At 61.1% G+C, this 12,009-nt stretch carries 12 protein-coding genes; 4 read left to right on the top strand and 8 right to left on the bottom strand.

Annotated elements, in window-relative coordinates; all coding sequences use genetic code 11:
• Nucleotides 1-155: 155 nt before the first annotated feature.
• Together rpsI and rplM are read right to left on the bottom strand one after the other, a co-directional pair.
• Nucleotides 156-548 carry a 30S ribosomal protein S9 gene (rpsI, locus tag ABE456_RS01815; RefSeq protein ID WP_003260797.1) on the bottom strand — a complete coding sequence of 131 codons (393 nt, stop codon included), beginning with the start codon at nucleotides 546-548 and terminating at the stop codon, nucleotides 156-158.
• 14 nt (nucleotides 549-562) lie between these two features.
• On the bottom strand, nucleotides 563-991 hold the full coding sequence (rplM, locus tag ABE456_RS01810; RefSeq protein WP_003260798.1) for a 50S ribosomal protein L13: 429 nt from the start codon (nucleotides 989-991) through the stop codon (nucleotides 563-565).
• Between the two features lie 258 nt (nucleotides 992-1,249).
• Between rplM and ABE456_RS01805 the strand changes: the two genes are divergently transcribed.
• Nucleotides 1,250-2,290 carry an NADP(H)-dependent aldo-keto reductase gene (locus ABE456_RS01805; protein WP_346642461.1) on the top strand — a complete coding sequence of 347 codons (1,041 nt, stop codon included), beginning with the start codon at nucleotides 1,250-1,252 and terminating at the stop codon, nucleotides 2,288-2,290.
• 188 nt (nucleotides 2,291-2,478) lie between these two features.
• A complete protein-coding gene (locus ABE456_RS01800; protein WP_346642538.1) occupies nucleotides 2,479-3,399 on the top strand; it encodes a GlxA family transcriptional regulator in 921 nt (306 codons plus the stop codon).
• Nucleotides 3,400-3,523: 124 nt separating this feature from the next.
• Here the strand turns inward: ABE456_RS01800 and zapE are convergent, their stop codons facing one another.
• The 3 genes from zapE to ABE456_RS01785 form a co-directional block, all read right to left on the bottom strand.
• The gene (zapE, locus tag ABE456_RS01795) at nucleotides 3,524-4,618 is read right to left on the bottom strand and encodes a cell division protein ZapE (protein ID WP_346642460.1); all 1,095 of its coding nucleotides are present in this window, start codon (nucleotides 4,616-4,618) and stop codon (nucleotides 3,524-3,526) included.
• A gap of 84 nt (nucleotides 4,619-4,702) precedes the next feature.
• Nucleotides 4,703-6,052, bottom strand: coding sequence for a tryptophan--tRNA ligase (locus tag ABE456_RS01790; RefSeq protein ID WP_346642459.1), 1,350 nt, complete (start codon nucleotides 6,050-6,052; stop codon nucleotides 4,703-4,705).
• A 25-nt stretch (nucleotides 6,053-6,077) separates the two neighbouring features.
• Nucleotides 6,078-6,713, bottom strand: a complete 636-nt coding sequence (locus ABE456_RS01785) for an alpha/beta fold hydrolase (RefSeq protein WP_346642458.1) — start codon at nucleotides 6,711-6,713, stop codon at nucleotides 6,078-6,080.
• Between the two features lie 135 nt (nucleotides 6,714-6,848).
• Between ABE456_RS01785 and ABE456_RS01780 the strand changes: the two genes are divergently transcribed.
• Nucleotides 6,849-7,286 (top strand): DUF1043 family protein, encoded by a 438-nt coding sequence (locus ABE456_RS01780; protein WP_025340565.1) that lies wholly within the window; start codon nucleotides 6,849-6,851, stop codon nucleotides 7,284-7,286.
• Nucleotides 7,287-7,575: 289 nt separating this feature from the next.
• Here the strand turns inward: ABE456_RS01780 and ABE456_RS01775 are convergent, their stop codons facing one another.
• Nucleotides 7,576-8,772, bottom strand: a complete 1,197-nt coding sequence (locus ABE456_RS01775) for a methionine gamma-lyase (protein ID WP_346642457.1) — start codon at nucleotides 8,770-8,772, stop codon at nucleotides 7,576-7,578.
• Nucleotides 8,773-8,899: 127 nt separating this feature from the next.
• Between ABE456_RS01775 and ABE456_RS01770 the strand changes: the two genes are divergently transcribed.
• The gene (locus ABE456_RS01770; RefSeq protein ID WP_346642456.1) at nucleotides 8,900-9,379 is read left to right on the top strand and encodes an Lrp/AsnC family transcriptional regulator; all 480 of its coding nucleotides are present in this window, start codon (nucleotides 8,900-8,902) and stop codon (nucleotides 9,377-9,379) included.
• Between the two features lie 130 nt (nucleotides 9,380-9,509).
• On the opposite strand, the gene ABE456_RS01765 is transcribed toward ABE456_RS01770, so the two are convergent.
• Nucleotides 9,510-9,884, bottom strand: a complete 375-nt coding sequence (locus ABE456_RS01765; RefSeq protein WP_346642455.1) for a tail fiber domain-containing protein — start codon at nucleotides 9,882-9,884, stop codon at nucleotides 9,510-9,512.
• Between the two features lie 216 nt (nucleotides 9,885-10,100).
• Nucleotides 10,101-12,002 carry a sulfate adenylyltransferase subunit CysN gene (gene cysN, locus ABE456_RS01760; RefSeq protein WP_346642454.1) on the bottom strand — a complete coding sequence of 634 codons (1,902 nt, stop codon included), beginning with the start codon at nucleotides 12,000-12,002 and terminating at the stop codon, nucleotides 10,101-10,103.
• Between the last annotated feature and the right edge of the window lie 7 nt (nucleotides 12,003-12,009).

Raw genomic sequence — 12,009 nt, 5'->3', positions numbered from 1 at the left:
TGACAAGGGATTACCCCGACAAGGGGCAACTACCCGCGCTTTGCTTGATCTGCGTCTATGCGACAAGCGGCCACTGACATGCTGACAGGTTAGTTCAAGCCAAAAAAAAAGCCCGGTTCCAAGGAACCGGGCTTTTTTCGACTGCCGAAGCGGTATTAACGCTTGGAGTACTGAGGACGCTTACGCGCTTTACGCAGACCCACTTTCTTACGCTCAACTTCACGAGCGTCGCGGGTGACGTAGCCAGCACGACGCAGAGCGCCACGCAGGGTTTCGTCGTATTCCATCAGAGCGCGGGTGATACCGTGACGGATCGCACCGGCCTGACCGCTGACACCACCACCGGAAACGGTGACGTAGATGTCGAACTTCTCAACGGTTTCGGTCAGCTCGAGCGGCTGGCGAACAACCATGCGAGCGGTTTCGCGACCGAAGAACACGTCCAGAGAACGGTTGTTGATGGAAATGTTACCAGTACCCGGACGCAGGAATACGCGAGCGGTTGCGGTCTTGCGACGGCCAGTGCCGTAATTTTGAGTCGCCGACATAATGAACTATCCCGTTAGATCTTCAGTTCTTGAGGCTGCTGAGCAGTGTGTGGGTGAGCAGCACCCGCGTACACTTTCAGCTTGCGGTACATGTCGCGACCCAGCGGGTTCTTAGGCAGCATGCCTTTGACCGCGGTTTCGATAACACGCTCAGGGGCCTTGGCGATCAACTTCTCGAAGTTGATTTCCTTGATACCGCCCGGGAAGCCGGAGTGGGAGTAGTACATTTTGTCGGAAGACTTGGCACCAGTCACACGAACCTGCTCGGCGTTGATAACGACGATGTAGTCGCCGGTGTCAACGTGAGGGGTGTATTCTGGTTTGTGTTTGCCACGCAGACGGCTAGCGATTTCGGTAGCCAGACGACCCAGGGTCTGGCCAGCGGCGTCGACTACGAACCACTCGCGCTTTACTGTTTCCGGTTTAGCAGTAAAAGTTTTCATTCTCTAAAGCCTCAGAGGCCGCCCAGCGAAAAATAGACGGCGAATCTTACTGGATAGTGCACAACTTGCCAAGGGCAAGCGCGCAGCCGAACGCTGACGCTTTTGGGGGCTCGGGTCGGGCACGCCAATGTTCGACGGGGTTCTTCCTGCGTGGTGGTGCATCACTTCCGCCACACGGAGAGGTGCCGAATTATCCAGATTGCGCGAAAAATTTCAACCTGCTTTGATGGGCTTCTATTGCCAAGGAGTGTCTAACCGATGGAATACCGCCAGCTCGGCCGTACCGACCTCAATGTCAGCGCCCTGTGCCTGGGCACCATGACCTGGGGCGAACAGAACGTTCAGGCCGAGGCCTTCGAGCAGATTGCCCGGGCCAAGGCCGCCGGGGTCAACTTCATCGACACCGCCGAGATGTACCCGGTGCCGCCCCGCCCGGAAACCTACGCTGCCACCGAGCGGATCATCGGCAACTGGTTCCGCGAGCATGGAGACCGCGATGACTGGGTGCTGGCCAGCAAGGTTGCCGGCCCCGGCAACGGCATCAGCCATATCCGCGACGGCCAGCTCAAGCACAACCGCCAGCACATCGTCGCGGCGCTGGACGAGAGCCTCAAGCGGCTGCAGACCGACCACATCGACCTGTACCAGCTGCACTGGCCGGAGCGCAGCACCAACTTCTTCGGCAAGCTGGGCTACCAGCACCTGCCACAAGACCACTTCACCCCGCTGGAAGAAACCCTCGAAGTGCTCGACGAGCAGGTACGCGCAGGCAAGATCCGCCACGTCGGCCTGTCCAACGAAACGCCGTGGGGCACCATGAAGTTCCTGCAGCTGGCCGAAAGCCGTGGCTGGCCGCGGGCGGTGTCGATCCAGAACCCGTACAACCTGCTCAACCGCAGCTTCGAGGTTGGCCTGGCGGAAGTGGCCATCCGTGAGCAGTGCGGTTTGCTGGCTTATTCGCCACTGGCCTTCGGCATGCTTTCGGGCAAGTACGAGAATGGCGCACGGCCGGAAAACGCCCGCCTGACCCTGTTCAGCCGCTTTGCCCGCTACTCCAACCCACAGACCGTGGCGGCCTGCAGCCGTTACGTACAGCTGGCCCGCGAGCACGGCCTGGACCCGGCGCAGATGGCCCTGGCGTTCGTTACCCGGCAGCCGTTCGTGACCAGCAACATCATTGGCGCCACCCGCCTGGAGCAGCTGGATAGCAACCTGGCCAGCCTAGAGCTGAACCTGAGCGACGAGCTGCTGGCGGCGATCGAGGCGATTCACCAGGAGCAGCCGAACCCGGCGCCTTGAGTGTAAAGGGGCCGCTTTGCGGCCCTCTGTTACATGGGCTAGACACAATCGCCAAAAAATAAGACGATCCAGCCGGTGATTGACCACTCTACCCTATAAGAACAATGACAATGATGTTTACCCAACCCTCCGCGTCGCTGCGGCGCGTCAGCATCCTGGCCATTGACAAGGTGTTCGCTTCGACCTTGATGCAAGCCAAGGACTTCTTCCACCTCGCCAGCCTGCGTTACAGCAAGCAGCTGGGCCTGGGCCTGCAGCCCATGTTCGAAATCCGCCTGGTGAGCCCGGACGGCCAGCCTGTGGACAGCTTCAGCAATGTGCAGCTGCCGGTCGACGGTGGCCTGGACGACGCCGATGTGATCATCCTCCCGGCCTACTGGGAAGACTTCGACAACCTGCTGCAACGTTATCCGCAGGTGCTACCGTGGCTGCGTGAGCAGCATGCACGTGGCGCAGTACTGTGCGCCGAGGCCAGTGGCGTGTTCTGGCTGGCCGAGTCAGGCCTGCTCGACGGCAAGGAGGCAACCACCTACTGGCGCTTCTTCAACAGCTTTGCCGAACGCTTCCCGAACATACGCCTGAACCAGGACAAGCATCTGACCGACGCCGACAATATCTATTGCGCCGGCGGCGCCACCTCGGCCTGCGACCTATATATCTACCTGATCGAGCGCTTCTGCGGTGCCAACGTGGCCCGTGCGGTGTCGCGCGACATCCTCTACGAGGTGCAGCGCAACTACACCCCGGGGCGCATGGGCTTTGGCGGGCAGAAGCTGCACCAGGACCTGATCATCCTGCAGATCCAGCACTGGCTGGAGGAGCACTTCGCCGACAAGTTCCGCTTCGAGGATGTGGCCCGCAACCATGGCATGAGCATCCGCAACTTCATGCGCCGCTTCCAGGGCGCGACGGGTGACAAGCCGCTGCACTACCTGCAACGGTTGCGGATCGAGACGGCCAAAGGGTTGTTGTCGAGCACGCGCAAGAGCATCAAGACCATCAGTTATGAGGTCGGCTATGACGATGCCAGTTTCTTTGCGCGGTTGTTCCGCCAGCATACCGAATTGTCGCCGAACCAGTATCGGCAGCAGTTCATGCAAGAGGCTTGAGGGCCATGGGGCTGCTTTGCAGCCCTTTCGCGACACAAGGCCGCTCCCACAAGGTCCTGCATACACAGGTCAATGTGGGAGCGGCCTTGTGTCGCGAAAGGGCCGCAAAGCGGCCCCAAAAATCTTAAGGCTTGTGCGCGCGCGACAAGAACTCGTGCGACTGCATCTCCAGCAACCGGCTCAGGGTACGCTGGAACTCGAAGGCCAGCCGCCCACCGGTGTACAGGTCCTTCAGCTCCACCTCGGCCGAGATGATCAACTTGACGTTACGGTCGTAGAACTCATCCACCATGTTGATGAAGCGGCGGGCGATGTCGTCGGTGGTGACGCTCATCTGCTCCACGTTGCTCAGCAACACGGCATGGAAGATCTTGCCCAGTTCGATGTAGTCGTTCTGGCTGCGTGGCCCGTCGCACAGGGCACGGAAGTCAAACCAGGCAACGTCGTCGCAGGTACGCAGGGCATTGATCGGGCGGTTCTCGATCATCAGCACGTCGTTCTCGACCGCCTGGGTGCACTCAGGGGTCAGCGCCTTGAAGCTGGCGCGCATGCTCTGGTGCGCCGCATCATTGAGCGGGAAGTGGAACAGCTCGGCCTGCTCCAGGTGACGCAGGCGGTAATCGACTCCGCTGTCGACGTTCACCACGTCGGTGTACTGCTTGATCATGGCGATGGCCGGCAGGAAGCGCGCGCGCTGCAGGCCGTCCTTGTACAGGCCGTCTGGCACGATGTTGGAAGTGGCCACCAGCGAAACGCCGTTCTTGAACAGCTCTTCCATCAGGGTGCCGAGGATCATCGCGTCGGTAATGTCCGAGACGAAGAATTCGTCGAAGCAGATCACCTTGGCTTCTTCGCTGAAGCGCTTGGCAATGATGGTCAGCGGGTTCTTCTCGCCCTTGAGGGTTTTCATTTCCTCGTGCACACGCTTCATGAAGCGGTGGAAGTGCGTGCGCATTTTCTGCTTGAACGGCAGCGCCTCGTAGAAGGTATCGACCAGATAGGTCTTGCCTCGCCCTACCCCACCCCAGAAATACAGGCCCTTGACCGGGGCCTGCTCTTTCTTGCCGAACAGCTTGCCGAACACGCCCGGCTTGTTGTTCTGCGCGTGTACCAGGTCGTCGTACAGGCGCTGCAGGTGACGCACCGCAGTTTCCTGCGCCGCGTCATGGAAGAAGTCGGGACGTTTCAGATCTGCTTGATATCGTTCTAGGGGCGTCATGATTCGTTAGCGAGGCAACAAAAAACGGGCCGTCACTGTAGCGACAGGCCCGCTTAATGGCAATCAGACTTGCGTCAATATGCCTCAGTCCTGCTGTGGCGCCAGGGCTTCGCGCAGGCTTTCGATAGCCGAATCACGGGCTTCAGCGCTGTCGAACTGCGGCCCGTCGGCAACCTGCTCACCGTTCAGCCACAGGCCGAAGCCCAGGCCTTCGACACGCACATCGGCCTCGCCACCCTGCTGCAGCTGCTTGCTGACGGCGCCGGCGCTCTTGCCGTCGGCAAAGCTGCGCGACAGCAGCAGTTGCTCGCCATCGGCGGCCAGCAGGCGGAAGCGGAAGCTGCCGTCTTCGTCACGGAAGCTGACAAACCGCGCGCTCTTGGCGGCTTTTTTCTTCACTTCGGTGTTGGCCTGCACGCTGCTGCGGAACGAACGCAGGCCAACGGCCTCGCGCAGTTGCTCGAGGAACGGCGTGGCGATCTTGCGGGCCTTGGCGGCGCCAGCCAGCAGGATGTCTTCCAGGTCTGCCGGACGGGCGATCAGCTGGTGGTAGTACTCGCGCTTCTCGGCCAGTTGGCCGTCCAGCAGCTGGAACAGGCGCTGCTTGGCATCACCCCAGCCCAGGCCCTGCAACAGCTCTTCGCGGAACTCCGCGCACTGCTCCGGCGTCGAGAAGGCCTGGTACAAGGTGAACAGGTGCGAGTTGTCCGGGTCTTTCGCTTCGCCAGGCGCGCGCGAGTCGGTGACGATGCGCGAAATGGCGTCTTTCATGTCCTTGGCGCTGGTGAACAACGGGATGGTGTTGTCGTAGCTCTTGGACATCTTGCGCCCGTCCAGGCCCGGCAAGGTCGCCACGCTCTCTTCGATCACCGCCTCCGGCAGGGCGAAGAAGTCCTTGCCCTGGCCGAACAGGTGGTTGAAGCGCTGGCCAATGTCGCGGGCCATTTCTACGTGCTGGATCTGGTCGCGACCGACTGGCACCTTGTTGGCGTTGAACATCAGGATGTCCGCAGCCATCAGCACCGGGTAGCTGAACAGGCCCATGGTCACGCCGGCATCCGGGTCTTCGCCGGTTTCCAGGTTCTTGTCCACCGAGGCCTTGTAGGCGTGCGCACGGTTGAGCAGGCCCTTGGCCGCGACACAGGTCAGCAGCCAGGTCAGCTCGGGGATTTCCGGGATGTCGGACTGGCGGTAGAAGGTCACCTTGGCCGGGTCCAGGCCACCGGCCAGCCAGGTGGCGGCGATTTCCAGGCGCGAGCGCTGGATGCGCAGCGGGTCGTCGCACTTGATCAGGGCGTGGTAGTCGGCCAGGAAGTAGAACGAATCGACACCGGGCTGCTGGCTGGCACGGATCGCCGGGCGGATGGCGCCGGCGTAGTTGCCCAGGTGCGGAGTGCCAGTGGTGGTGATACCGGTAAGAATGCGCGTGGTCATGGGTGTTCGCTTATTCAGGCTTGGCTCAGTTCGAAAGGCGCGGCAGCAGCAGATCCTTCAGATCGGTCAGCTTGCCATGGAAGAAGTGTCCGCATTCTGCCACTTTCAGCAGCTCATGGGGGCGCGACAGGCTGTCGGACCATTCGTAAACCAGCTGCGGCGCGACCACTTCGTCGGCATCCGGTTGTACCACGGTGATCGGACAATGCTGGGGCAGAGGGAACTCGTCAGTCAGGCGCATGACCGCCGGGGCGATCATGAACAGGTGCTGCAGGCCCACCCCGGCGGCCTCCAGGCGGCCGGCCAGGCTGGTGGCGACGAAGCCACCGAACGAGAAGCCCATCAGCACCAGCGGCAGGCCTGGGTGCGTATCACGCAGCCAGGCTGCGGCAGCCTCGGCATCGGCCACTTCGCCAGCACCCATGTCGTGGCTGCCGGCGCTCTGGCCGACGCCACGGTAATTGAAGCGCAAGGTCACGTAGCCGGCATCGCGGGCGGTGCGCTGCAGGGTCGAGACCACCTTGTTGAGCATGGTGCCGCCCTGGACCGGGTTAGGGTGGCAGATCAGCACCGCGCCACGGGCTTCGGCCACGTCCAGGTACAAGGCTTCCAGCTGGCCGCAGGGGCCATCGATGAACAAGGGGGTTTCGCGGACAAGCAAGGCACTACTCCGTGACCTCAGGAGGGGTCGATTCGTCTAGGTGAGGAATTCTGTTCTGATTTGCGATCGCTCGCGGTATACAGCGCAGGTCTGAGCCGTTAACGTAAAGCAAAGCCGTTTATAGAGGAAGGACTCGTGGAACTCTCGCTCCTTGTTTGGTTGTTGCCGACCCTGGCCCTGGTCATTGGTGTGGTGGTTGGTTTCGTCGTGGCTCGCCTGCTGCCCAATGCCGCGCCGAGCAGCACGCAGCGTCAACTGGATGACATCCAGAAGCGCTTCGACAGCTACCAGAACGAAGTGGTCACCCACTTCAACAGCACCGCTGTGCTGGTCAAGAAACTGACCCAGAGCTACCAGGATGTCCAGGACCACCTGGCTGACGGCGCCAATACCCTGGCCCTCGACGACGTGACCCGCCAACGCCTGCTGGCTGCGCTGCATTCCGAAGGTTCGCAAGGCCCGCGCGACCGCCTGACGCCGCCGAAGGACACTGCGGAAGTGCCACGCGACTACGCGCCGAAAGCGCCGAACTCGCCGGGCATGCTTGACGAGAGCTACGGGCTCAAGCGTTGATCTGCTGAACATGACAAAGGCCTCGCAAGAGGCCTTTGTCATGTGGGCTGTATCTGCAAGGAAAGCCCGCAGAAGCGAGCCTTACCTTTCAGCTCAAGGCTTGCGCCAGGATTGACCACCTTCATCGTCGTCACCGCCACTGCGGCGAATGGACAGGTCTACATACTTAGTACAAAGAATCATGGCGATACTCCTCTTCGGATAAGCTGACAATTCACCAGCGGGCCCAGAATGGCCTTCTCCTGCTGACACCGGCAGCAGGCAACGCTTCCCGAACGTTCTGGCCAAGTCATGTGCTAGCTTTCAAGGCCTGCCCCACATCCGCCAGCAGGTCCTCCACATCCTCCAGCCCCACCGACAAACGCACCAGCCCTTCCGAGATGCCGTGATGAGCGCGCTCCTGCGGCGTGTAGCTGGAGTGGGTCATGCTCGCCGGGTGCTGCGCCAGCGACTCGGCATCCCCCAGGCTCACCGCCCGGGCAAACAGCTGCAGGGCATTCATGAAGCGCCGCCCGGCCTCAATGCCACCTTTGAGCTCAAAGGCAATCATCCCGCCTGGCAAACGCATCTGCCGTTGCGCCAACGCGTACTGGGCGAAGGACGGCAACCCCGGGTAGTGAATCAGCTCAACCTGCGGCTGCCGAGCGAGGAACTCCGCTACCTGCTGGGCGTTGGCGCAATGCCGGTCCATGCGCAGGGCCAGGGTCTTGATCCCACGCATCAACAGCGAGGCGTCGTGCGGCGAAAGCACCGCCCCGGTCATGTCTTTCAGCCCTTCCAGGCGAATGCGGTCAACCAGCGCCTTGCGCCCTACCACCAGGCCGGCGGTGATATCGCCATGGCCGCTGAGGTACTTGGTCGCCGAATGCACCACTAGGTCCGCCCCCAGCTCCAGCGGCCGCTGCAGGTAGGGCGTGCAATAGGTGTTGTCGACCACCACATGCACATCTAGCCCCCGCACCGCTTCGGCAACTGCCGCGATATCCACCAGCTGCATATTGGGGTTGGCCGGTGTTTCGAAGTAGATCATTCGCGTTTTGCTGTTGATCGCCGCTTTCAGGGCCTTGGCATCATTGAGGTCGACATGGCGAATCTTTACCCCGAACTCGCCAATGCCATGGTGCAGAAAGGCGAAAGTGCAGCCGTACAAAGTGCGACCGACGATCAGTTCGTCACCGGGCCGCAGCAAGGTCCAGATCGTCGAAGTAATCGCCCCCATGCCCGACGCCAGCGCCAATCCCGCCTCTCCCCCCTCCAGCGAGGCCATGCGCTGTTCCAGAAGGGCCAGGGTGGGGTTGGAAATGCGGCTGTAGAAATGCCCCGGCTCCTCTCCGGCGAAACACGCCGCGCCATATTCGACGGTGGGGAAGGCATAGGTAGCGGTCTGGTACACCGGCGGCACCAGGGCGCCACCGTGGGACAGCGGGTCGTAACCATGGTGAATGGCCCGCGTGGAAAAACCGGTGTTGTTATGGGAGTCGCGCATGGCAACAGCCTCTTGTGGTTTGCTATAAGCTTATGCCACCGAGCTGCCCGATTTTTTCCAAAATTGCCCACGCATCCTTGTGCTTATTGGAACAAAAACAATAATTAAATGATCAGGAGGGCAAAACATGCCTTCAAGCCTCGACCGCACCGACCGCGCCCTGCTCGCCGCCCTGCAGGACAACGCCCGCCTCACCGTTGCCGAACTGGCCGACCAGGTGGCACTGACGACTTCGCCCTGCTGGCGACGGGTCAAGCTGCTGGAGGACAACGGCTACATCACCGGCTACCAGGCCATCCTCTCGCCCAAGTCGCTGGGCTTTGGCGTGACCGCGTTCGTCAGCATCATGATGGACTCGCACACCAAGGACATGGCGCTGGCGTTCGAGCAGCGGCTGATGGAGATTCCCGAGATTGTCGCCTGCCACAACATATCTGGGCGCTATGACTTCTTGCTGGAGATCCTGGCGCGGGATCTGGAATCGTTTGGCGAGTTCACCCGCGAAGTGCTACAGCGGTTGCCTGGGGTAAAGGAGATTTACTCGAGTTTTTCGTACAAGGCGGTGAAGGAACGGCGGGTAATTCCGGTGTCGGAAAGTCACATCTAAGCTGGAAGTACAGCTTTCTATTCTACCGCCATTGGCATCTTTACCCGAAGCAGAAACCCCGCCACGGCAGGGCTTTCCTGCGCGCTGAAACAGATTTGAATTTGCTGAATGGGGCATTTTGTTACAGCTGCTAGTGCGAGTCGCCGGCCTTTTCCAAAGCCGTTACACGCTGATCCAGCTCACGAACAGCCTCGATCAAAGGCGCAACCAGCTTTTCGTAATCCACCGTCAGCAGCCCGTCCTTTTCATGTACCAGCTCCGGATACACCTTCTGTACGTCCTGGGCGAGCACTCCAATGTCTTCCCGACCGGACTCTATCCACTTCATCCGAACACCGTGAATCTTCATCAGGGTGTCAGTAGAGTCCAGCAGCTCCTTTATATCCGTCTTCAGGCGCGCATCACTGAACGGGCAGCATTTTGCGCCCAGATCGGCACTTGCCATACCCGATAATCCAATAGCCGCTACCAACGTCAATGCTGCAAAAAGACGGGAAAGTTTCATCGCTATGCCTCCTTATGCTCAGGAGCACACAGAGTGAGCGAACGGTTTCCTACTCAATAGTCGGGCTTATCGCCCAAGGCTGTAGGAAAAGGCGACGTGATTTGTAGTATGGAATAGATATGAATGGACATTTCACGCAGCAAAAGAGGGACTTTACGCGTGGCAAATACCAACAAAAAACCCCGCCGAGGCGGGGTTTTCTTTGCAGGCTAGCGCTTAGATCGCGCCACGCTGACGCAGCACGTCCAGCACCTGTTTCACGCCGTCGTCCACGCTGGTGCTCTGGGTGTCGATCACCAGGTCGGCGTCCAGCGGCACATCGAACGGGAAGCTTTCGCCCGGGATGTTGTCGCCACCGGCAGCGTACAGGCCTTGCGGGTCACGCTCACGGCAGGCCAGCGGCGAGGCCTGGACGTAAACGGTCACCAGGCGCTCCTTGCCGATCAGCGCCTTGGCCTGTTCGCGGCCTTCGGCATCCGGGGCGACGAACGCGGCCAGGGTCAGCATGCCAGCTTCGTTGAACTGGCGCGCTACATGGGCGGCGCGGCGCCAGTTTTCGGTGCGGCCGGCGCGGTCCTGCGGCAGGCCCTTGTTCAGGTCGTGGCGCAGGTTCTGGCCGTCGAGCACGTACACCGCACGGCCCATGTCGAACAGCTTGCGCTCCACGGCATAGGCCAGGGTGCTCTTGCCAGCGCCGGACAGGCCGCTGAACAGCACGGTGGCCGGCTGCTGGCCGAAGCGCAGGGCGCGCTCTTCGGTAGACACGTGAGCCTGCTTGCCATGCTGGCCGGTGCTGCCGTGCGGCAGTACTGGCGGGGCGATGATCATGCCGGCGCCGACAGTGCCGTTGGTCAGGCGGTCGATGACGATGAACGCACCGGTGGTGCGGTTGCTGTCATAGCCGTCCAGGGCGATCGAGGCGTCCAGGGCAACCTTGACGCGGCCGATTTCGTTCAGCTGCAGCGCACTGGCAGCGCCCTGCTCCAGGGTGTTCACATCGACCTTGTGGGTGATGCTGGCAATCGAGCCTGGCACGTAGCTGGTAGCACGCTTGATGTCGTACTTCTTGCCCGGGAGCATCGGCTCCTCGGCCATCCACACCAGCATGGCATCGAACTGGTCGGTTACCGGCGGTACGTTGTCGGCATGTACCAGCAAGTCGCCACGGGAGATGTCGATCTCGTCTTCCATGGTCAGGGTAACGGCCTGGCCTGGGCCGGCGTTTTCCAGTTCACCCTCGTAGGTGACGATGGACTTGACCCGGCTGCTCTTGCCCGACGGCAGTACGACGATTTCGTCGCCCTTGTGTACCACACCGCTGGCGATGGTGCCGGCGAAGCCGCGGAAGTTCAGGTTCGGGCGGTTGACGTACTGCACCGGGAAACGCAGGTCGGTGAAGTTGCGGTCAGCCGACACTTCAACGGTTTCGAGGATTTCCATCAACGTCGGGCCGGCGTACCACGGCGATTGCTCGCTGTGGTTGACCACGTTGTCGCCCTTGAGCGCCGACATCGGCACGAAGTGCAGGCTGCTCGGGGTCAGGTTGATGGCTTCGGCGAACTTCAGGTAGTCGGCCTTGATCGACTCGAAGACGCCTTCATCAAAGCCCTTGAGGTCCATCTTGTTGACCGCAACCACGATGTGCTTGATGCCCAGCAGCGAGGCAATGTAGCTGTGGCGGCGGGTCTGGGTCTGCACACCGTAGCGGGCGTCGACCAGGATGATCGCCAGGTCGCAGGTGGACGCGCCGGTGGCCATGTTGCGGGTGTACTGCTCGTGGCCTGGGGTGTCGGCGATGATGAACTTGCGCTTGGCAGTGGAGAAGTAGCGGTAGGCGACATCGATGGTGATGCCCTGCTCACGCTCGGCCTGCAGGCCGTCTACCAGCAGCGCCAGGTCGACTTCTTCGCCAGTGGTGCCGACTTTCTTCGAATCACGGGTGATGGCCTCGAGGTGGTCCTCGTAGATCATCTTCGAGTCGTGCAGCAGGCGCCCGATCAGGGTGCTCTTGCCGTCGTCAACGTTGCCGCAAGTCAGGAAGCGCAGCAGTTCCTTGCGCTCGTGCTGGGCCAGGTAGGCGAGGATGTCCTCGCTGATCAGATCAGATTGGTGCGACATGGAGTAA

Source organism: Pseudomonas sp. TWI929, from assembly GCF_039673335.1.
Taxonomy (GTDB): Bacteria; Pseudomonadota; Gammaproteobacteria; order Pseudomonadales; family Pseudomonadaceae; genus Aquipseudomonas.
The sequence above is the reverse complement of the archived record's forward strand: the minus strand, read 5'-3'. Positions and strand labels throughout refer to the sequence as shown.